The sequence below is a fragment of the Salipiger sp. ABN3_019 genome (genome assembly GCF_056158605.1).
Genome location: NZ_JBSWTP010000009.1, coordinates 1,726,591 through 1,745,779, shown reverse-complemented (window position 1 = coordinate 1,745,779; position 19,189 = coordinate 1,726,591). Strand labels below are relative to the sequence as shown.

20 protein-coding genes are annotated in these 19,189 nt (G+C 66.0%); 5 read left to right on the top strand and 15 right to left on the bottom strand.

Annotation, left to right across the window (positions count from 1 at the left end):
* Positions 1–148: 148 nt before the first annotated feature.
* From ACXAD2_RS16545 to yajC, 9 genes are all read right to left on the bottom strand, one after another.
* Complete coding sequence (locus ACXAD2_RS16545; protein ID WP_475172010.1) at positions 149–700, bottom strand: DsbE family thiol:disulfide interchange protein; 552 nt, start codon at positions 698–700, stop codon at positions 149–151.
* The gene (gene ccmD / locus ACXAD2_RS16540; protein WP_193789490.1) at positions 693–851 is read right to left on the bottom strand and encodes a heme exporter protein CcmD; all 159 of its coding nucleotides are present in this window, start codon (positions 849–851) and stop codon (positions 693–695) included. The genes ACXAD2_RS16545 and ccmD overlap by 8 nt, the downstream gene beginning before the upstream one ends.
* On the bottom strand, positions 848–1,576 hold the full coding sequence (locus ACXAD2_RS16535; protein ID WP_475172008.1) for a heme ABC transporter permease: 729 nt from the start codon (positions 1,574–1,576) through the stop codon (positions 848–850). The genes ccmD and ACXAD2_RS16535 overlap by 4 nt, the downstream gene beginning before the upstream one ends.
* A gap of 88 nt (positions 1,577–1,664) precedes the next feature.
* Complete coding sequence (gene ccmB, locus ACXAD2_RS16530; protein WP_066105998.1) at positions 1,665–2,321, bottom strand: heme exporter protein CcmB; 657 nt, start codon at positions 2,319–2,321, stop codon at positions 1,665–1,667.
* Complete coding sequence (ccmA, locus tag ACXAD2_RS16525) at positions 2,318–2,932, bottom strand: heme ABC exporter ATP-binding protein CcmA (protein WP_475172007.1); 615 nt, start codon at positions 2,930–2,932, stop codon at positions 2,318–2,320. The genes ccmB and ccmA overlap by 4 nt, the downstream gene beginning before the upstream one ends.
* Before the next feature lie 135 nt (positions 2,933–3,067).
* Positions 3,068–3,421 (bottom strand): Mth938-like domain-containing protein, encoded by a 354-nt coding sequence (locus tag ACXAD2_RS16520; protein WP_066105995.1) that lies wholly within the window; start codon positions 3,419–3,421, stop codon positions 3,068–3,070.
* Between the two features lie 397 nt (positions 3,422–3,818).
* Positions 3,819–4,787 carry a protein translocase subunit SecF gene (gene secF / locus ACXAD2_RS16515; protein WP_475172006.1) on the bottom strand — a complete coding sequence of 323 codons (969 nt, stop codon included), beginning with the start codon at positions 4,785–4,787 and terminating at the stop codon, positions 3,819–3,821.
* Positions 4,788–4,790: 3 nt separating this feature from the next.
* Positions 4,791–6,452 (bottom strand): protein translocase subunit SecD, encoded by a 1,662-nt coding sequence (gene secD, locus ACXAD2_RS16510; RefSeq protein WP_475172004.1) that lies wholly within the window; start codon positions 6,450–6,452, stop codon positions 4,791–4,793.
* Between the two features lie 25 nt (positions 6,453–6,477).
* Positions 6,478–6,765 carry a preprotein translocase subunit YajC gene (gene yajC, locus ACXAD2_RS16505; protein ID WP_475172002.1) on the bottom strand — a complete coding sequence of 96 codons (288 nt, stop codon included), beginning with the start codon at positions 6,763–6,765 and terminating at the stop codon, positions 6,478–6,480.
* A 226-nt stretch (positions 6,766–6,991) separates the two neighbouring features.
* On the opposite strand from yajC, the gene ACXAD2_RS16500 reads away from it, so the two are divergent.
* The 3 genes from ACXAD2_RS16500 to ACXAD2_RS16490 are packed head-to-tail and all read left to right on the top strand — an operon-like array spanning position 6,992 to position 9,754.
* Positions 6,992–7,708 carry a trypsin-like serine peptidase gene (locus ACXAD2_RS16500; protein WP_475172000.1) on the top strand — a complete coding sequence of 239 codons (717 nt, stop codon included), beginning with the start codon at positions 6,992–6,994 and terminating at the stop codon, positions 7,706–7,708.
* Between the two features lie 50 nt (positions 7,709–7,758).
* Positions 7,759–9,051: a serine--tRNA ligase gene (serS, locus tag ACXAD2_RS16495; protein WP_475171998.1), complete on the top strand. Its 1,293-nt coding sequence runs from the start codon at positions 7,759–7,761 to the stop codon at positions 9,049–9,051.
* 1 nt (position 9,052) lies between these two features.
* Positions 9,053–9,754, top strand: coding sequence for a hypothetical protein (locus ACXAD2_RS16490; RefSeq protein WP_475171997.1), 702 nt, complete (start codon positions 9,053–9,055; stop codon positions 9,752–9,754).
* 162 nt (positions 9,755–9,916) lie between these two features.
* Here ACXAD2_RS16490 and ACXAD2_RS16485 read toward each other — a convergent pair whose 3' ends face one another.
* Positions 9,917–10,201 carry a hypothetical protein gene (locus ACXAD2_RS16485; RefSeq protein WP_475171996.1) on the bottom strand — a complete coding sequence of 95 codons (285 nt, stop codon included), beginning with the start codon at positions 10,199–10,201 and terminating at the stop codon, positions 9,917–9,919.
* Between the two features lie 383 nt (positions 10,202–10,584).
* Here ACXAD2_RS16485 and ACXAD2_RS16480 point away from each other — a divergent pair, with 383 nt between their 5' ends.
* Complete coding sequence (locus ACXAD2_RS16480; protein WP_475171994.1) at positions 10,585–11,007, top strand: DoxX family protein; 423 nt, start codon at positions 10,585–10,587, stop codon at positions 11,005–11,007.
* An 88-nt stretch (positions 11,008–11,095) separates the two neighbouring features.
* Here the strand turns inward: ACXAD2_RS16480 and der are convergent, their stop codons facing one another.
* Both der and ACXAD2_RS16470 read right to left on the bottom strand, forming a co-directional pair.
* Positions 11,096–12,574 carry a ribosome biogenesis GTPase Der gene (gene der / locus ACXAD2_RS16475; protein ID WP_475171991.1) on the bottom strand — a complete coding sequence of 493 codons (1,479 nt, stop codon included), beginning with the start codon at positions 12,572–12,574 and terminating at the stop codon, positions 11,096–11,098.
* Between the two features lie 277 nt (positions 12,575–12,851).
* The gene (locus ACXAD2_RS16470; RefSeq protein WP_475171990.1) at positions 12,852–14,378 is read right to left on the bottom strand and encodes an aldehyde dehydrogenase (NADP(+)); all 1,527 of its coding nucleotides are present in this window, start codon (positions 14,376–14,378) and stop codon (positions 12,852–12,854) included.
* A gap of 545 nt (positions 14,379–14,923) precedes the next feature.
* Here ACXAD2_RS16470 and ACXAD2_RS16465 point away from each other — a divergent pair.
* Positions 14,924–15,589: a PRC-barrel domain-containing protein gene (locus ACXAD2_RS16465; protein ID WP_475171987.1), complete on the top strand. Its 666-nt coding sequence runs from the start codon at positions 14,924–14,926 to the stop codon at positions 15,587–15,589.
* Between the two features lie 10 nt (positions 15,590–15,599).
* Here ACXAD2_RS16465 and ACXAD2_RS16460 read toward each other — a convergent pair whose 3' ends face one another.
* From ACXAD2_RS16460 to ACXAD2_RS16450, 3 genes are read right to left on the bottom strand one after another with little or no spacing between them, the layout of a single operon-like run.
* On the bottom strand, positions 15,600–16,331 hold the full coding sequence (locus ACXAD2_RS16460; protein ID WP_475171986.1) for a gamma-glutamyl-gamma-aminobutyrate hydrolase family protein: 732 nt from the start codon (positions 16,329–16,331) through the stop codon (positions 15,600–15,602).
* The gene (locus ACXAD2_RS16455; protein ID WP_475171983.1) at positions 16,319–17,296 is read right to left on the bottom strand and encodes an amidoligase family protein; all 978 of its coding nucleotides are present in this window, start codon (positions 17,294–17,296) and stop codon (positions 16,319–16,321) included. The genes ACXAD2_RS16460 and ACXAD2_RS16455 overlap by 13 nt, the downstream gene beginning before the upstream one ends.
* On the bottom strand, positions 17,280–19,079 hold the full coding sequence (locus tag ACXAD2_RS16450) for a sensor histidine kinase (RefSeq protein WP_475171981.1): 1,800 nt from the start codon (positions 19,077–19,079) through the stop codon (positions 17,280–17,282). The genes ACXAD2_RS16455 and ACXAD2_RS16450 overlap by 17 nt, the downstream gene beginning before the upstream one ends.
* Positions 19,080–19,189 lie beyond the last annotated feature (110 nt).

Here is a 19,189-nt window from a genome sequence, read left to right as displayed (position 1 = left end):
ACGCCTCCGGCGGGCGTATTTGCGGAACAATGAAAGCACCCGTTGGACCAAGACTTGCAAAGCTGCAAATCCCGCTCTGCTAAGCACCTCAGGCGCCCTTTCATCTTTCCAAAAATACTCGATGCCCGGGGCTGCCGCCTGCGCGCGCTCAGGGCTCGAGATCGCGGCCCAAAGCCTGCTCCAGCGCGGGCAGGAAATCTTCGGTATAGAGCGTGCCGGCGAGCGGGCCGACGTGCTTGTGCAGCACCGTGCCGTCGCCACCCAGGATGAAGGTCTCGGGCGGGCCGGTGACGCCCCATTCGATGGCGGCGCGGCCCTGCGGGTCGAACGGCACGCCGATGAAGGGCGAGCCGTCCTCGGTGAGATAGCCCGAGGCGGCGCCGGTCTTGTCTTTGTAGTTCACCCCAACGATGCGCACGCCCTGCTCGGCCAGATGCAGCAGCACCGGATGTTCGGCGCGGCACGGCGGGCACCAGCTGGCCCAGAAGTTCACCACCGTCACCTCGCCCGAGCGCAGCGCCTCATCGGCCACTTCGGGGAAGCCTTCGAGCGTCTGCGTGGGCAGCGCCGGGGCGCTCTTGCCGAGGAAGGTCGAGGGCAGCGTGTTGGGATCGCCGCGCTGCATGCCGAAATAGGCCATCACCGCGAAGGCGGCAAAGATCACCGGCGGGATCACCATCAGCGGCGAGATCTTAGCCATGCCGTTTCACCCGATCTTCGATTTTCTGCAGTTCGGCGCGCACCTTGCGCGCGCGGGCGATGCTCAGCGCCACAACCACGATGATCAGCCCGAGGCTGACGCCATAGGACGCCAGAACCGCGAAGGCGTATTTTCCCAAATCAGGCATCATGTGCGCCCCTCCCGCGCCAGCAGCGCGCGCGACCGGCGGGCGCGAATTTCCGTCTGGGTGCGCAGGAAGATCAGCGCCACGAAGAGCAGCACGAAGCCCGCGATGCAGACCAGCAGCGGATACCAGAAGACATCGGCCACGTTCTCTTCCTTGTCCATGGACAGCGAGGCGCCCTGATGCAGCCCTTGGTTCCAGAACAGCACCGCATAGCGCGACAGCAGCGCGAAGACCGAGCCGACGAGACAGAGGATCGAGGTGAGATCGGCGGCGGTGTCGTCATTCTCGATCGCCGACCACAGCGCCATATAGCCGAGGTAGAAGAGGAACAGGATCAGGAAGGAGGTCAGACGCGGATCCCACGCCCACCATGTGCCCCACATCGGCTGCCCCCAGAGCGCGCCGGTGGCCAGCGCGATCACCGTGAACACCGCGCCCACCGGGGCGGCGGCGCGGGCCGCCAGCGCCGAGACGTGGTGGCGCCGGATGATCCAGATCAGCGAGGCGACCAGCATCATGATCCACGCGTTGATCGCCATCAGCGCCGAGGGCACATGCAGATAGATGATCTTCACCGTCGCGCCCTGCCGGTAATCGTCGGGCGTGAAGAAATAGCCCCAGACCAGCCCCGCCGCGAGGCAGAGCACCGCCCCGGCCGACACCCATGGCAGGATGCGGTCCGTGGTGCGGATGAATTTTACCGGATTGGCGTATTCCCAGATCGACATGGGCCTCCCCTAGCGCAGCTCACGCCCCGTTACACTTCAAATATTCGGCAAGCGCAATCTCTGGCGCCCGCCGCTCGGCTGTGGCGCGTCAGCGCAGATTGATGCGCAGCACCGCCGCGCTGGCGAAGGGCAGCAGCGCCAGCGTGCCAAAGCTGATCCCCGCAAGCATCAGCAGCGGCGTTTGCACCGCCAGCCCCTCGGCGCCGCGCCGCGCCACTTCGGCGCCGAAGATCAGCGTCGGCACATAGAGCGGCAACACGAGGATCGACAGCAGCAGCCCGCCACGCTTCAGCCCCACGGTCAGCGCCGCCCCAAAAGTGCCGATGACCGACAGCGCCGGTGTGCCGAGCGCCAGCGAGACCAGCACCCAAAGATAGCCCGAGGGCGGCAGGCTCAGCAGCACGCCGAGCGCGGGCGCGGCAAGCACCAGCGGCAGGCCGGTGGTGATCCAATGCGCCAGCGCCTTGATGGTGACGATCCCCTCCATCGGCAGCGGCGCGGTGGCCAGCAGGTCGAGCGAGCCATCCTCCCAGTCGAGCGCAAAGATCCGGTCGAGCGACAGCAGGCAGGCCAGCAGCGCGCCGATCCACAGCACGCCGGGCGCGATGCGCGACAAGAGCCCGGTCTCGGGGCCGACGCCGAAGGGAATGAGGACCGTGACGATCAGGAAGAACGCAAGGCCGAGGCCAAAGCCGCCCCCTGCCCGCACCGCCAACCGCAGGTCCCGTAGAAGTAGCGCGATCACAGGAAGGCCTCGTCCTCTATGGAGACGCGCGGCGCCGCCTTGAACGGGGTGACGTCGAGGATCTCTGCCTCGTCTAGCCCCAGATCGATATGCGTGGCCATCAGCGCCGAGCCGCCGCCCGAGAGATGTCCGCGCACCGCGTCGGCAAACCGCGCCACCGAGGCGGCATCAAGCGACACGGTGGGCTCGTCCAGCACCCAGACCGGACGGCCAGTGACCATCAGCCGCGCGAGGCCCAAGCGGCGCTTTTGCCCCGCCGAGAGCGTGCCCGCGGGCCGGTCTTCCAGCCCGCGCAGATCAAAGGCGTCAAGCGCCGGCTCGATGTCGGATTGCGCAAAGACCTGCGCCCAGAAGCGCAGGTTCTCAGCCACCGTCAGCATGGATTTGAGACCGTCGGAATGGGCGGCATAGGCGACGCGCTCGCCCGCGCCTTCGATCGTGCCGCTGAACGCGGGCTGCAGCCCCGCGATGCTGCGCAGAAGCGTTGTCTTGCCCGAGCCATTGGGCCCGCGCAAAACCAAGGCACGTCCGGGGGCGAGCGTAAATCTCAGCCCCTCCAGCACCGGCACCCCTCCCCGGGCCACGGCCAGATCGCGTACAGATAGGTCCATGCTTTCGCTTACCTCAGTGATGAGGTTCGGGAAAGCGCGAAAGCCGCGCCGCGACAAGCTGTTGCAGGAAAATGGCTGGTCCGGTCTGGTCATCCTTTGGGGATGACGCCACGGACTGGCTGGGATGGGTCGTCGTCAGACGGGCAGCGCGGCCAGCGCAACCCGGCGCCCCTCACCCAGCAGCACGTTGTAGGTGCGGCAGGCAGAGGGAGAGTTCATCACTTCGACGCCGACACCGGCCTCTTCGAGCCGGGCCGAAAGCGCCTTGGGCAGCAGGGCGATATCGCCGCCGGTGCCGACAAAGATCACATCGACCTCGCCCGCGAGCGCGACCAGCGTCTCTTCGTCCGAGAGCCCCGCCCAGGACTTCATGCCCTGCGGCGAGATGCAGACGCCGCCATCGACGGGCCGACCGCCGATACGAAAGAAGCCCGGGCCATAGCCCTCGACAGGCATGGCATCGCTAAAGTTGATTTCGTTCATCCGCATGGTTCTTCCCCTAGTCCCACACAGGCGATCCGCCGCGGACCGCACTTCCATGAACGCGCAGGCCAAGACGCGGTACACCCCTCCCACGTCAACATACGACGCCTGGCCTAGCCGCGTGGCCGCACTTTATGACACATCGGTGAAGAATCAAACGAATTTTGCCGCACAGCAGCATCGGCGCCCTCGCCGGAGAGGCGGGCGCCCTTGTGTATGGGGTTTGACACTAGCGCGCCTATGCCAAGGACCCAAGGCGCTAACCTAAAGTCTAGGCCCGCAACACTGCGTTTCCCTGAGCGTTGCACAATGCGTGATCATCTCCGCGGCATCCCCCGGCGAGCAAACGAAAAAAGGGGCCGACGATGCGGCCCCCTTCCATACCAGAATGGAACTTTGCGCCTCAGACGCTGGTCCCGGATTTCTTGGCTTCGACCTCGGCCTCGGGCTTTGACCAGTCGCGTTTGACGCCGAACCACAGCAGCAGCGCCGAGGCGATGAACACCGACGAATAGGTGCCGACAAAGACGCCCCAGATCATCGCGAAGACGAATCCGCGGATCACGTCACCGCCCAGAGCAAACAGCGCGAAGAGCGCCAGCAACGTGGTGAAGGAGGTCATGAAAGTCCGGCTGAGCGTCTCGTTGATCGATAGGTTCAGCACGTCCTTGAGCTCGGTCTTCTTGTATTTGATCAGGTTCTCACGCACCCGGTCAAAGACCACCACCGTATCGTTGAGCGAGTAGCCGACGATGGTCAGCAGCGCTGCGATGGTGGTCAGGTCGAACTTGATCTGCAGTTCCGAGAAGACCCCGATCGTCAGGATCACGTCGTGCACCAGCGCCAGCACGGCCCCGGCGGCGAACTGCCATTCGAACCGCAGCCAGATGTAGATCAGCACCGCGCCGATCGCCAGAGCCACGGCCTCGACCGCGGTCCAGATCAGTTCGCCCGAAACCTTCGGGCCAACGGATTCCACCGAGACGAACTTGATGTCCGGCGCGACCCCCTGCAGCGCCGCCTCGACGGTGGCGATGGTTTCCGGGGTCACCGATTCCACATCGTTCTGCGCCTGAATGCGCACCATGGCGACGTTCTGATCCGGCCCGAAGGAGGGATCGAACACCTCGGAGATCACCACATCCCCCAGCCCCAGCGCGCCGAGCGCGTCACGGTACGCGCCGACGTCGACCGCCTCCGTGCTTTGGGTCCGGATGGTGGTGCCGCCGCGGAAGTCGATGCCGTAGTTCAGGCCGCGGATGCCGAAGCTGGCCAGCGCGAGCACGAGCAGAACGCCCGAAATGCCCAGCCACAGCTTCCAGTGCTTGAAGAAGTCAAAGCTCGTATTGTCGGGAATGACGCGAAGACGCATGGCTCAGACCTCGATGGTTTTGGGACGGCGACGTTCGAACCACATCGCGATCAGCAGCCGGGTGACATAGATCGCGGTGAAGACCGAGGTGACGATGCCGAGGCCGAGGGTGATGGCGAAACCGCGCACCGGACCCGAGCCCATGACATAGAGGATGATCGCCGTGATGATGGTGGTGATGTTGGCGTCGACGATGGCCGAAAGCGCCTTTTCATAGCCAAGCTCGATGGCACGGGCCGGGCCGCGCGCGGTCTTCAGTTCCTCGCGGATACGCTCGAAGATCAGCACGTTGGCGTCCACCGCCATACCCACGGTCAGCACGATGCCGGCGATGCCGGGCAGCGTCAGCGTGGCGCCGATGGTCGACAGCAGGCCGAAGATCAGGCCGATGTTGATGATCAGCGCGACGTTGGCGAAGAGGCCAAACAGACCGTAGCTGGCCCACATGAAGCCTAGCACCGCGACAAAGGCGACACCGGTGGCGAGCTTGCCCGCGTCGATGCTGTCCTGCCCCAGTTCCGGCCCGATGGTCCGCTCTTCGAGGAAGTCGAGCCCCGCAGGCAGCGCACCGGCGCGCAGCAGCACGGCGAGATTGGTGGATTCCTCGACGCTGAAGTTGCCGGTGATAATGCCCGAGCCGCCGGGAATGTGGCTCTGGATCACCGGGGCCGAGATCACCTCGTCATCGAGCACGATGGCGAAAGGCGAGCCGATGTTCTCGGCTGTGTAATCACCGAACTTGCGCGCGCCGCCGGGGTTGAAGCGGAAGGTCACCGCCGGGCGGCCGTTCTGGTCAAAGCTGGGCTGGCTGTCGGTCAGTTCCTCGCCGGTGACGACGGGGGCCTGCTCGAGCACATAATAGACGCCCTCTTCATCCATCGACGGCAGCAGCTCGTTGCCGACGCCGGGGGTGGTGTCGGCATTGGTGGTGCGGCTGACGACCGGCTGGAAGGTCAGCTGCGCGGTGGTGCCGATGATGTCCTTGAGCTCTGCAGCCGAGCCGACGCCCGGCACCTGGATCAGGATGCGGTCATTGCCCTGACGCTGGATCGTCGGCTCACGCGTGCCGACCTCGTCGATACGGCGGCGGATGATCTCCAGCGACTGCTGCATGGTGCGCTCGTCGGTGGCCTGTTTCTCGGCGTCCGAAAGCGTCACCACGATCTCGTCGCCATCGCCCGCGACCTGCAGATCGTTGGCGCCCGCGCCGGTGAGCGAGGTCACAGGGCGTGCAAGGCCGCGCACCAGCTCCAGCGCGCTGGCCATGCCGTCGGGGTTGGAGATGCGCACGCGCAGCTCGCCCGGCTCGGAGGGCTGCAGGCGGATGGTGCCGACGGTGCTGCGCTCGGGGCGCAGGATGTCACGCACGTCCGGCCAGAGGGTTTCGAGCCGCGAGGCGTAAACCTCATCCAGCTTGACCTCGGCCAGCAGGTGAGCGCCGCCGCGCAGGTCGAGACCGAGGTTCACCAGCCCCGAGGGCAGCCAGTTCGGCCAGCTGGCCGCGGCCTCTTCACGCTCGGGCGTGGCACCGGATTTCTCGATCGCGGCAACCGCGTCGTTGTGGGATTCTACCCTGTTATAGAACAGGTTAGGGCTGGCCAAGGCCAGCCCTACGATCACAAGCGCCCAGATTGTCAGGCGTTTCCAAAGATCGATCTGAAGCATTGTTGTGGGCGCTTTCGCGTTGGGATCAGGATTTGGCGGGCTCGGTCTTCGACAGGACCTGAGCGACGGTGCTCTGCACCACGCGGACCTTCACACCCTCGGCGATCTCGACCTCGACTTCGCCGCCTTCCTTGACCTTGGACACCTTGCCGATCAGGCCACCCTGGGTGACGATCTGGTCGCCGCGGCGCAGGGCGTTCACCATCTTCTGGTGCTCTTTGACCTTCTTCTGCTGGGGACGGATCAGCAGGAAGTACATGATACCGAAGATCAGGATCAGGGGAACGAACTGGGCAATTGCGCTGCCATCCATGGGCGGGCTCCTCTTGGTGTATGTTGGGGGACACCCCCCGCAAAATTTGGCCGGAACCTATGTGCGATCCTCCGCCGATGCAAGGCGCGATGGCAGCGGTCACACCGCATGCACAAAGGATGCACGGGGCATGCGCACACGTGTGCGTGATGGACGCTGGGGAAGCCTGCCCCTAGGTTGGCCCAAGAGATTGCACGAGGGCCTCAGAAGGATGCGGATTTCGGTCATGTTCGGTACGTCGACGGGAGGGCTTCTGGTCCCGACCCTCGCCCTCCTGCTCCTCGCCCTGCCCGCCGCTGCGGCGGACCTTCCGCCCTTGCCGCCCGAGGACCATGCGCAGTGGCAGGCGATCGGGCGGGTCAATACCAAGGGTTACAACCGGCGCGGCATGTGTTCGGGCACGCTCGTCGCGCCCGATCTGGTGCTGACCGCCGCCCATTGCGTCGCCGGGGCCGAGGGCGACCCGCTGCGGCCCGAGCGGCTGCATTTCGTCGCAGGCTGGCTGGGTGGGGACTATGCCGATCACGCCGCCGTGGCCTCTTATGAAGTGCATCCGCAGGCCTATGCGGGCCACCGTATCGACATCGAGCATGACCTTGCCCTGCTCTCCCTCGCGCGTCCGCTGGAGGTGACGCCGCTGACGCTGGGCGGCACATCAGGCGATGCGCCCGCGCCGCCCTTTGCGGTGATCGGCTATCACGATCTGCGGCCCAACCGGCTTTCGGCGCGCTTTGACTGCGGCGGTGCACTCGACCATGCGCTGCTGCGCCTGTCGTGCCCGGTGCGGCACGGCAATTCCGGCGGCCCGGTACTGACGCAAAACGACGGGATCTGGCGCATCATCGGCGTCGTGAGCGCCACCAATGCGCAAACCAGCCTCGCGGTGCCGGTGGATCGCTGGCTGAGGGATCGCCTTCCGCACGGCGCCCTCTACACTCCCTGAGCGATTCAGGGCATAACCCGCGCGAGTCGCAGACAAAGAGGATTAGACCGATGCATGACATCCGCGCCATTCGCGAAAACCCCGCCGCCTTTGATGCGGCGCTCTCGCGCCGGGGTGTGGAGAATGCCTCGGCCCCCGTGCTGGCGCTGGACGAAGAGCGCCGCGCCGCGATCCACGCCGCCGAAACCGCGCAGGCCGCGCAGAAGGCCGCCTCCAAGGACGTGGGCAAGGCCAAGGCCAGCGGCGATGAGGCCGAGTTCGAGCGCCTGCGCGCGCTGGTCGCAGAGAAGAAGGCCGAGGTCGCAGAGATGCAGGCCAAGGCCAAGGATCTCGACGCGCAGCTGACCGACATGCTGATGAGCATCCCCAACCTGCCCTATGATGACACGCCCGATGGTGCCGACGAAGACGACAACGTCGAGATCCGCCGCTGGGGTGAGCCGAGGGCGCTTGGCTTCGAAGCCAAGGAGCATTTCGACCTGCCCGCCGTGATCCCCGGTATGGACTTCGAGACCGCGGCCAAACTCAGCGGCTCGCGCTTTGTGGTGCTTTCGGGCGCCGTGGCGCGCGTGCACCGGGCGCTGGCGCAGTTCATGCTCGACACCCACATCGAGGAGAACGGGCTCGCCGAGACCTGGACCCCGGTGCTGGTGCGCGATGAGATGATGTATGGCACCGGCCAGCTGCCGAAGTTCGGCGAGGACAGCTATCAGACCCGCGAGGGCTGGTGGCTGGTGCCCACCGCCGAGGTGACGCTGACCAATATCGTCAACGGGCTGACGGTGGACGAAGGCTATCTGCCGCGCCGCTATGTGGCGCACACCCAATGCTTCCGCTCCGAGGCGGGCTCGGCGGGCCGCGACACCGCGGGCATGCTGCGCCAGCACCAGTTCGAGAAGGTCGAGATGGTCTCGGTGACGCACCCGGACAACAGCCGCGAAGAGCACGACCGCATGACCAAATGCGCCGAGGGCATCCTTGAAAGGCTCGGCCTGCCCTATCGCACCGTGGTTCTGTGCACCGGCGACATCGGCTTTGGCGCGCGCCGCACGCATGACATCGAGGTCTGGCTGCCCGGTCAGAACCAATACCGCGAGATCAGCTCGGTCTCGACCTGCGGCGATTTCCAGGCCCGCCGGATGAACGCGCGCTTCAAGCCCGCAGATGGCGGCAAGCCCGAGTTCCTGCATACGCTGAACGGCTCGGGCCTCGCCGTCGGGCGCTGCCTGATCGCGGTGCTGGAGAACGGCCAGCAAGAGGACGGCTCGGTAGACCTGCCCGAGGCGCTGCACCCGTGGCTGCGCGGCAAGACCCGCATCGCCGCTGACGGCACGTTGGTCTGAGATGATCTGGGTCCGGCCGCTTCTGCTGTTCCTCGCGGCGGTCGCCTTCGCGGCCTCGCCGCTGGTGTTTCCCGGGTTCAACGGGTTCGCGCCGGACGCCTTTCCCGTGCCGCAGATCGACCCGCCGGTGCAACCGGCGGGCTATGCCTTCGCGATCTGGGGGCTGATCTATCTGTGGCTGATCGCGGGCACCGGCTTTGGCCTCTTCCGCCGCTCGGATGATTTCGACTGGATGGATCACCGCGACCCGCTGCTGGTCAGCCTCGCAGTGGGCATCTTCTGGCTGCCGGTGGCGCAGGTCTCGCCGATCGCCGCCACCGCGATGATCTGGGTGATGCTGGTGACCGCGTTGCTGGCGCTGTTCCGCGCCGGTGACATGGACCGCTGGTGGCAGATCGCGCCCATTGCGATCTATGCAGGCTGGCTCTCGGCGGCCTCCTGCGTCTCGGTCGGACTGCTGCTGTCGGGCTATGGGCTGCTGCCGCAGACCCCTGCGGCGCTGCTGGCACTGGCGCTGGCGCTGGCGCTCTCGGTGACCATCCAATACCGGCTGCACCGCGCGCCGCTCTACGGCATCACGGTGATCTGGGCGCTGGTGGCGGTGATCGTCGCCAATGCCAGCCCGTTCAACATCGCCGTTGCCGGACTGGCCGCCGCCGGTATCGTGGCGATCCTCGCGCTGCGCGGGACCGACACCGAATAAGCGGGGCACCAGCCCGTCGCCGACATGAAATCACCCTCACAGGATATCCCGTGAGGGTGTTTTTTATCTGGATGCTGTCGGGGTGTCCTGCGCTCTGGCGGACCCGCCGAATAGCCCCCTCCCTTGCCCGCGCTCGGCTCATTCGAGCCGAGTTTGGGCCTGTCAGTCGACCGGGATAATAACGACGGTGGTTCTGATCTCGTAAGGCAGGATTACGATTTCATGCACCTCCGGGTCGTCACCCGAGACCGAGATCTGGGTGGCAGCTTCGCAGATACCGGCTTCTGCCTCGGTCATGGACCCTGCGTTTTCTTCTGCTGCCATAGCGATTTCGTCAGCGATGGCGATGACGAAACCGTCACATTTCACCTGCTTGGTATTTGCCATGGCTGCGCCAGACGCCATCACAAGAACAGCCGCGATTGCGGAAAGATGAGTCAATTTCATTCCAAAAACTCCAGATCAATGTGACTCGAAGGTTAACCAGAGCCCTTTAATCTTGCAACCTTCTGTTGCGTAAGAGCGCCAAGCGCACACTTATGCTGCGAGTGCGAAGGCGCTCAAAACCGCCTAACTGCACACGCTAAAGGGCCTTTCCGACACGCTCAAAGCCCGGATGGGTTGTCGCGAGCGGCCCGCGACTGCGCGGCAGTTCCCGCCCGGCATCAAGGTCTGGCATGCATAAAACCCCCAGAAATCGCCCTGTATTGAGAATAAAACGGGGATAATATTCCAACAACTTACCACATTATCGCGGCAGTCGAGAGCCTCTATCTCTGCCTCATCACATGATACGCCGCCAAACGCGGCCCCGATCTTGGAGAGATACAATGACTAACATCCTGCAATCGCTTGGTTTCGGTTCCACCAACTCGATCCTCACCGCCGCCCTGCTGCTGCGCGTCGCACTTGGCGCGCTCTTCCTCGCCCACGCTTGGCTGAAGGTCTTCGTCTTCACCCCCACCGGCGCGGCGCAATACTTCGCCTCGCTCGGCGTGCCCGGGGTCATGGCCTATGTCACGATCGCCGTCGAGGTCTTGGGCGGTTTTGCGCTCATCCTCGGGTTCCAGACCAGCCTCGTGGCGCTGCTGCTGATCCCGGTGCTGCTTGGCGCCGCCATCCTCGCCCACGGTCCGAACGGTTTTTGGTTCACCAATGAAGGCGGCGGCTGGGAATATCCGGCGTTCTGGGCGCTGGCCCTGCTGGTGCAATCGCTGCTCGGCGGCGGGTTGCTGGCCATCACCAAAGGCTGACCCCTTCGCCAGCGCGAAACAAAACCGCGAAACAAAAAGCGCCGGAGCCTCCGCTCCGGCGCTTTTCCATGTCCCAAGGGTGAGGCCCTTAGCCCTTCTGTTTGGGCAGCTTGCCGAGGTGCTTCTTGAGCGCACCGGCGTTCTTCTCGCGCTTGCCCTTCCAGGGGTTCTTGTCGCCCTGCCCGCGCAGCGTCAGGCGGATCGGCGTGCCGGGCATGTCAAAGGCCTCGCGCAGCCCGTTCACCAGATAGCGGGTGTAGCTGTCGGGCATATCCTGCGGACGCGAGCACATCACCACGAACCCCGGCGGGCGGGTCTTGGCCTGCGTCATATAGCGCAGCTTGATGCGGCGGCCCTGCGGCGCGGGCGGCGGGTGGCTCGAGACCATGCCTTCGAGCCAGCGGTTGAGCTGGCCGGTCGACACGCGGCGGTTCCAGGTGGTCCAGGCCTTCATGATCGCCGCGTTCAGACGATCGAGGCCGCGCCCGGTCTTGGCCGAAACGGTGACCAGCGGCGCGCCGCGCAGCTGCGGCAGAAGCCGGTTGAAGGCTTCCTTGAGGTCGCGCAGCTTCTCCTGCTTGTGCTCCTCGACGTCCCATTTGTTGACCGCGATGACCACGGCGCGGCCCTCACGCTCGGCAAGGTCGGCGATGCGCAGGTCCTGCTGCTCGAAGGGGATGGCCGCATCAAGCAGAACCACCACCACCTCGGCGAATTTCACCGCGCGCAGACCGTCGGAAACCGAGAGTTTCTCGAGCTTTTCCTGCACCTTGGCGCGTTTGCGCATGCCGGCGGTGTCAAAGATGCGCATGGGCACGCCTTCCCAGTCCATGCGGACCGAGATGGCGTCGCGGGTGATCCCCGCCTCGGGGCCGGTGAGCAGCCGGTCCTCGCCGAGGATTTTGTTGATCAGCGTCGACTTGCCGGCATTGGGTCGGCCCACCACGGCGATCTGCAGCGGCTTGGTCGCGGTCGGCATCGGCAGCGTGGCCTCGCCGGTCTCCTCGTCGATTTCGTCATCCTCGACGTCAAGCTCGACCTCCGGCGCTTCCTCGGCGGCGCGCTCGGCGAAGCCGTCGGCGAGCGGCTGCAGCGCGCTGTAGAGATCGGGCAGGCCCTCGCCGTGCTCGGCGGAAAGCCGGATCGGCTCGCCAAGGCCGAGGCTATAGGCCTCCAGCACACCGGCATCGGCGGCAGAGCCCTCGCCCTTGTTGGCGGCAAGGATCACATGCGCCGAACGCTTGCGCAGGATCTCGGCGAACACCTCATCGGTGGGCGTCACGCCGACGCGGGCGTCGATCATGAAGAGGCACACATCGGCCATATCCACGGCGCGCTCGGTCAAGCGGCGCATGCGGCCCTGAAGGCTCTCGTCGGTGGCTTCTTCCAGGCCGGCGGTGTCGATCACGGTAAAGCGCAGATCGCCCAGCTTGCCCTCGCCCTCACGCAGGTCGCGGGTGACACCGGGCTGGTCGTCGACCAGCGCCAGCCGCTTGCCGACAAGCCGGTTGAACAGAGTGGATTTGCCAACGTTGGGGCGGCCGACGATGGCGAGGGAGAATGTCATGGCACGCACCTCTTGCGGATTCAAACCCCGCCTTTAGCGCAAAGCGCGGGCGGGAGAAAGGGATCTCGAACGCGGCCGCCGCTTGGCGCCTTCGCGCAGGGTTGCTTGGGGGCTCCGCCCCCGGCCGCTGCGCGGCCTCCCCCGGGATATTTCTGCCAAGAGGAAGACGAAGGAGCGCGCGTCCCTGCTTCTTCTCTTTAAAAATACGCAAATCCCAAAAGCAGACGCCCGCGCCACCCGTTCGGGGCAGCGCGGGCGCGGGCCGCATGAGCGCGGATTACTTCAGATCGACCGGCAGCAGCGCATCGGGCAGGTTCTGATAGCTGACCGGGCGCAGGAAGCGGCGGATCGACATGGTGCCCACCGAGGTTGCGCCGAAGTTGGTCGAGGCCGGGTAAGGCCCGCCGTGGACCATCGCGTCGCAAACCTCGACGCCGGTCGGGAAGCCGTTGACCAGCACCCGGCCCGCCTTGCGCTCGAGCACCGGCATCAGCCGCTGCGCCAGCGCGGTGTCGCCCTCGTCCATATGGAGCGTCGCGGTGAGCTGGCCTTCGAAGCCGCGCGCCAGCTCGTCCATTTCGTCCGGACCCGAAACACGCACCACCAGACCGAGCGGGCCGAAGACCTCTTCGCCAAGCGCATGGTCCTGCAGGTAGTTGGCGGCATCGGTCTCGAAGAGGTTGGGCAGCGCGTTGCGGCCTTCGCTGTCGGTGACCAGCACCGGCTTCACGGCGTTGCGGCCATCGAACCGCGATTTGCCGTCCTTATAGGCCTGCGCAATGCCATCGGTGAGCATGCACTGGGTGGTGACGCCCTTCAGCGCCTCGGCAGCCGCGGCCACGAAAGCGTCGCCCTCGGGGCCGGTCTCGACCACGGCAATGCCGGGGTTGGTGCAGAACTGCCCCGCGCCCATGGTGAGCGAGCCCGCCCAGCCGGTGCCGATGTCAGCGCCGCGCGCTTTCATCGCCTCGGGGAGCAGGAACATCGGGTTCACCGAGCCGAGCTCGCCGAAGAAGGGGATCGGCACGTCGCGCTGCGCGCAGAGATCAAAGAGGGCACGGCCACCGCCAAGCGAGCCGGTGAAACCCACCGCGTTGATCAGCGGGTGCTGCACCAGCGCCTGACCGACGTCGCGCTTGCCGCCCTGCACGAGGCTGAAGACGCCCTTGGGCATGCCGGTCTTCTCGATCGCGGCGAGGATCGCCTCGGCGACGATCTCGCCGGTACCGGGGTGCGCGCCGTGGCCCTTGACGACCACAGGGCAGCCTGCAGCCAGCGCGGCAGCGGTGTCACCGCCCGCGGTGGAGAACGCCAGCGGGAAGTTCGAGGCACCAAAGACGGCAACCGGGCCGATCGGGCGCTGCACCAGCTTGATGTCGGGGCGCGGCAGCGGCTGGCGGTCGGGCAGAGCCTTGTCGTGGCGGATGTCGAGATAATCGCCCTTCAGGATGTGCTCTGCGAACAGGCGCAGCTGGCCGGTGGTGCGGCCGCGCTCGCCCTGCAGGCGGCCTTCGGGCAGGCCGGTTTCCTGCGTGCCGATCTCGGTGATCGCTTCGCCGCGCGCCTCGATCTCATCGGCGATGGCGTTCAGAAACTCGGCGCGGGCCGCGCGGGTGGTGTAGCCATAGGTCCAGAAGGCTTCCTCGGCCGCCTTGCAGGCCTGATCGACCAGCTCGGGCGTGCCGACCGAATACTCATGGCTGGGGCCATGCGCGGGTTCGGAGGCGAAGGTGGTCTCGCCTGCCACCCACGCGCCGGCGATAAGGTGTTTGCCATGGGGGGTGAACACGGATTTGTCGAGCATCGAAATATCCTCTGTGTTTGCGCAGCCCCTCCCGGGCCGCGCTTGGATTCGGAAATGGTATACCAGCATCGGGCGGAGGGACGTCAAGCGCGGCAACCCGCAATCGGCCTCTGCGGAAGCTGTTCGCCCGTGGGGGCAGCGGGCTGACGTCGGGTGCGCGGGCGCTGTGCAGGCCGCGACTAAGGGACCTGACTATGCTTCGCAAAGGGTCGCAAACGCAGGAAGGCGGCTCCCTTTGCGGGAACCGCCCTCCTCGTCGTGCTTCTTCTGCGCACGGAAGTCTTGCGTCCTTCCGGGCCTGTGGCCGGATCGGGTCGCTCGGGTCTAGCGCGACTTCCTGTCATGCTCCTGTTCGCTTTCACTCGTCAGGGCAAAGATCAGGACCGCGATAATGATAAGAGCGGCCAACCCGACGATAAAGATATCGATGGTCATGGCTGTCTCCTTTTGCGCTTGTCATGAGAACGCGGCAGCGCAGCGCCGGTTCCGGAACAGAATGTCGCATATCCGTGTTAAGATTTCGGAACCCAAGGAAAGGCGAAAACATGCTCATCTCGCTCTCGGACCTGCTCACATGGCGCCTCACGGGGGGCGAGCGCGATTTTGTGTTGCAGGATCTGCTGTTCGATCCCGACGGACGCAAGCTGGCCTGGGCCATCGTCTCGCCCGCCGGTTTCGGTGCCGCCGAGCGGCTTCTGGTGACCGCCTCGTCGCTGGGGCTGCCCGAAGCACATGACCGCAGCCTGCCGCTGCATGTCACCGATGGCGAGCTTCAGCGCGCGCCGCGCATGGCAGGCGGGCGCGAGGATATGCTGGCGCTGATGGCGACCATGCCGCCGCTGGTGGTGGGGCCCTTCGGCTCGCCGCATGCGCCGCTGCCCGCCGGTGCCCTGCCCGAGGCCGAAACCGACCCGCGCTGGGAGGCGGCGCTGGAGCGCTACGAGAGCCTTGCGGATTGGATCGGCAAGCCGGTGTTCGGACGCGACGGCGAGGCGGGCAGCGTCAGTGACCTTCTTTATGAGGCGCAGACCGGGCGGCTTAGCCATATCGTTGTGGATAATGGCAAATTCTTTGGTCACGAGCGCCGGGTCGTGCCGATCTTCGAGATGGTCACCCATGCGGATGCCGATCACGGCGGCCATATCGTGCTGGACCTGCCGCTGACGCAGATCGAGACGGCGCCGCCGGTGGCCGATATGATCAGCGGCTGAGCGCCGGGCTCTAGCGGTCGAAGAACTGCGGCAGCGCCGCATCGGCCTCGGCGGCGTCCAACTGGCATTGGGCGTCGCGGCGGGCGCGGGCGGCGGCCACCAGCGCGCGGAAAAGCCGCCGGTGCGCGCGGCGGTAGACGAGGTATTCAGGGTGCCATTGCACCCCCAGCGCAAAAGGATCGCTCAGCCGCTCGACTGCCTGCACCATGCCGCCATCGTCGCGCCCCGCGACGCGCAGCCCGTCGCCGAGCCGGTCCACCGCCTGCGAGTGCAGCGCATTGACCCGCAGACACTCGGCGCGCGCGGTATGGGCCAGCAGCGTTTCCGACAGCACATCGACCTTCTTGCGCGGCAGCACCGTGCGGTAGCGCCGCGATGGGTGCACCGCATAGGCATCCGCGTGCAGCGTGCCGCCGAGCACCACGTTGAGCATCTGCGCCCCGCGGCAAATCCCCAAGATCGGCATGTTGCGCTCGAACGCGCCGCGCAGGACGCCTTGTTCCAGCGCGTCGCGTTCCGGATCAAGCCGCACGTCAAGCTGCAACTCGCCGCCGTAGAGCGTGGGCTCGATGTCGTCGCCGCCGCCAATGACCACGCCATGCACGCCGTCGAGATCGACCTCGCGCCGCCCGGTCTGCCAGCGCAGCGCGCGGCCACCCGCCAGCCAGACGGCGAAGGCCATGAAGGGAAAGACCCGCCAGCCCGACCTGCGCGAGACGGTGACCCCGATCAGAGGTCGCACAGCCCTGCCCCTTGCAGCATCCGCTCGACCCGATAGGACCAGTCGAGGCGGATCGAGGTCAGCGCGTCGCGGTGGTCGCGCCATGCGGCGCAGAGCCGTTCCAGCAAGTCGGCATCGCCCGCGACGGTTTCCACCAGCACCCAGCGGTTCCATTCCGTCGCGAGGCTCCAGCCCTTCTCGTCGATGCGGCAGTCGGGCAGACGCCAATGGTAGGTCGGGCGCGGCGAGACCAATTCCATATCGACCGCTTTGGCCACTTTCTTCTCGTCGAGATGGGCAAAGAGGCACAGCATGTCGAGCGAGTGGTTCCGCGACGGCGCAAGCCCGAGGTAGGTGTCGATAAGGGCGTCCATCGTCGCGGGCGGCTTTTCGGCGGCCAGACGGTCGACCAGCGCCCGCGGATAGGGCGCGACCCATGTCATCACGCGGCGCGAGAAATCGGTGCCCGCGACGCGCTTGATGTAATCTTCGAGCAGCGCGTGGGCGGTGATCACCGGCATCACATCGGCATAGTCGGTCGACACGACCTCGGGGTTGAAATGCACTCCGAAGGCCGACAGCACGCCGGTGCCGGTGCCCTCGGCCCCGGCCTCGCGCAGCGCCTGAATGGCGCGGTCGAACTCGGCGAGCTGCGGCACTTCCAGCGGGTCCGAGACGATCTCGACCGGCACCACCGCGCGCGCCAGATCGCGGATCTGCCCGCCGACACCGTCATGGTCGAGCCGTTCCAGCGGCTGGCTGTCGAGATAGACCTCGAAGTCCCCCATGCCGCCGCCTTCGACCACCCAATGGCCGCGCTTTTCCTCGCGGGCGCTGCCGCCCAATTGTTTGACGAGGATGCGCGCCACCTGCGCCTCGGTGAGGCCCGAGAACTCGATCTCGACGCCGATGCGGCGCGGTTTGCCTGCGGCGGTTTCGGGCCGCGGCAGCGGCAAAGGCTCGGTCAGATCAGTAGTCCGGGACATTGGGCATCCCCGTTGGAGTGGTCGGATCAGGGGTGAAATCCACCAGCGCAAAGCTGATGTAGACACGGTATTCGCCGGTCTCTGTGTGATGCTGTTCGAGCGTGCCGCCCAGCTGCGTCGCAAAGGCCATCATCAGTTTCGAGCCCAGCCCGGCGGGCTCGCCGCGCATGCCCTGCGGGACCGCCTCTTCGGCTTCGGCTTTGGTGCTCTGGGTCGAGGAGTTCAGCACCTCAAGCTCGGCCCGGCCCGCGGCCAAGCGCGCCAGACGGATCGACACGCGGGTGATGCCATCGGCTCCGGGGGTGGCGTATTTCATCGCATTGGTCATCGCCTCGGCGGTGAGCAGCGACAGCGGCACCGCCTGATCGGGCACCGCCTCGATATCGTCGGCAGAGACCGTCAGATTGACCCGCCGCCCGCTGACCTCGGACATCTGCTCCATCTGCTGGACCAGATCCTTGAGCAGCGCACCGGCGTTCACATGACCAAGGTCTTCGGTTTGATAGAGATTGCGGTGAATGGTGGCGAGGCTGCGCACCCGGTCTTGCAGGCGATGCAGGATGGCGCGGGTCTCGTCGCTGCGCGACTGGCGGATCTGCATGTTCATGATCGAGGAGATGAGCTGCAGGTTGTTCTTCACCCGGTGGTGGACTTCCTTGAGAAGAATGGTTTTTTCGCGCAGCGCGTTTTCCTGCTGCGCCTCGTCGCGCAGGATCGCATCGGCCATGTCGAGGAAATCGTCTTCCATATCCGCAAGCTCGGCGGGCATCGCCTCGTCACGGATCGCAGGCACCCGGCGCGACAGCGCAAAGGCGCGCATGCGCCGCGACAGGCGCTTGATGTGGCGGATCACCAGACGGTTGACGGCAAGGAAGGCGACGATCACCGAGGCCGCCCACATCAGGAACGGCAGAGCGGCGGCCATGACCGCCAGCCCATCGACGCTGATCGCCTGCGCCTCGGCGTTCTTGCGGCTCCAGATGCCGATCGCGTGGATCATCCCCGGCACCAGCGGCGCGGCGGCATAGACGCGGGTCTCGCCGTCGGCGCTGCGCGCGGCAAAGCTCTGGGATTTGGCACCGATCAGGCTCTGCAAATCCGAATCCGCCGGGAGCATGTTTTCGACATTCTCCACCTCTTCGCGAGAGGTGAGGATTTCACCGTGATCGTTGATGGTGATGAGATCGGCGAAGTCGCTTGGCCCGCCTTCGCCATGACCGCGCGGGAGCAGCACCGACGGCACCGAGAGCAGCACGTGACCGGCCAGTTCTCCGCCGACGAAATAGGGCTGCGCCACAACGATCACCGAGCGCTGCGAGATCGGCGCGTGGGTGTTGAGCCATGCGGTGGCACCCGGCTCGTCGACGATGCGCTGCAGGCGCGGATACTCCGCCGCGGTCATGGGAACGCCGCGCGAATTGCACGAGACATCGCCATCGAGCGTCATGATCCCGGCAAAGGAATAGCCCGGCGAGGCACCGAGATAGGCCGCCAGCCGGTCCGAGCATTGGTCTGTATCCTCGAGCCGCTGGCCCAAGGTGGCGCCGATTGCCTGCGCCCCGCCCTGCGCGCGCAGGATCGTCTCGCGCTCGCCAAGCGCGGCGGCTTCGGTCAGCGCAACGAGGCTGAGCTGAGAGCGCAGACGCGTCTCTTCGGCCAGCTTGCTGGTTTGGAAATAAGCGACGACACCGATGGGTACGAGGGCCAGCGACAGGAACAGAATGATCCGAGCGGCAAGACCTGTCGGCCTGCGTTGCCACACGCCGCCTGCAAGTGATTTCATGACACCCCTATCCGCTCTGCCCGCCTGCCGGTCCGATGCGATCCATGCCGCGCCGTATCCCGGGTCGTTGAACCGGCGCCATCATCGGGCGCCGGTGGTTTTCCTTGAAG

What these genes read in the sequence shown, in the direction of transcription:
- ACXAD2_RS16545 (WP_475172010.1), bottom strand. Translation starts at nt 700, where the DNA reads ATGGCTAAGATCTCGCCGCTGATGGTGATCCCGCCGGTGATCTTTGCC.
- ccmD (WP_193789490.1), bottom strand. Translation starts at nt 851, where the DNA reads ATGATGCCTGATTTGGGAAAATACGCCTTCGCGGTTCTGGCGTCCTAT.
- ACXAD2_RS16535 (WP_475172008.1), bottom strand. Translation starts at nt 1,576, where the DNA reads ATGTCGATCTGGGAATACGCCAATCCGGTAAAATTCATCCGCACCACG.
- ccmA (WP_475172007.1), bottom strand. Translation starts at nt 2,932, where the DNA reads ATGGACCTATCTGTACGCGATCTGGCCGTGGCCCGGGGAGGGGTGCCG.
- ACXAD2_RS16520 (WP_066105995.1), bottom strand. Translation starts at nt 3,421, where the DNA reads ATGCGGATGAACGAAATCAACTTTAGCGATGCCATGCCTGTCGAGGGC.
- secF (WP_475172006.1), bottom strand. Translation starts at nt 4,787, where the DNA reads ATGCGTCTTCGCGTCATTCCCGACAATACGAGCTTTGACTTCTTCAAG.
- secD (WP_475172004.1), bottom strand. Translation starts at nt 6,452, where the DNA reads ATGCTTCAGATCGATCTTTGGAAACGCCTGACAATCTGGGCGCTTGTG.
- yajC (WP_475172002.1), bottom strand. Translation starts at nt 6,765, where the DNA reads ATGGATGGCAGCGCAATTGCCCAGTTCGTTCCCCTGATCCTGATCTTC.
- ACXAD2_RS16500 (WP_475172000.1), top strand. Translation starts at nt 6,992, where the DNA reads ATGTTCGGTACGTCGACGGGAGGGCTTCTGGTCCCGACCCTCGCCCTC.
- serS (WP_475171998.1), top strand. Translation starts at nt 7,759, where the DNA reads ATGCATGACATCCGCGCCATTCGCGAAAACCCCGCCGCCTTTGATGCG.
- ACXAD2_RS16490 (WP_475171997.1), top strand. Translation starts at nt 9,053, where the DNA reads ATGATCTGGGTCCGGCCGCTTCTGCTGTTCCTCGCGGCGGTCGCCTTC.
- ACXAD2_RS16485 (WP_475171996.1), bottom strand. Translation starts at nt 10,201, where the DNA reads ATGAAATTGACTCATCTTTCCGCAATCGCGGCTGTTCTTGTGATGGCG.
- ACXAD2_RS16480 (WP_475171994.1), top strand. Translation starts at nt 10,585, where the DNA reads ATGACTAACATCCTGCAATCGCTTGGTTTCGGTTCCACCAACTCGATC.
- der (WP_475171991.1), bottom strand. Translation starts at nt 12,574, where the DNA reads ATGACATTCTCCCTCGCCATCGTCGGCCGCCCCAACGTTGGCAAATCC.
- ACXAD2_RS16470 (WP_475171990.1), bottom strand. Translation starts at nt 14,378, where the DNA reads ATGCTCGACAAATCCGTGTTCACCCCCCATGGCAAACACCTTATCGCC.
- ACXAD2_RS16465 (WP_475171987.1), top strand. Translation starts at nt 14,924, where the DNA reads ATGCTCATCTCGCTCTCGGACCTGCTCACATGGCGCCTCACGGGGGGC.
- ACXAD2_RS16455 (WP_475171983.1), bottom strand. Translation starts at nt 17,296, where the DNA reads ATGTCCCGGACTACTGATCTGACCGAGCCTTTGCCGCTGCCGCGGCCC.
- ACXAD2_RS16450 (WP_475171981.1), bottom strand. Translation starts at nt 19,079, where the DNA reads ATGAAATCACTTGCAGGCGGCGTGTGGCAACGCAGGCCGACAGGTCTT.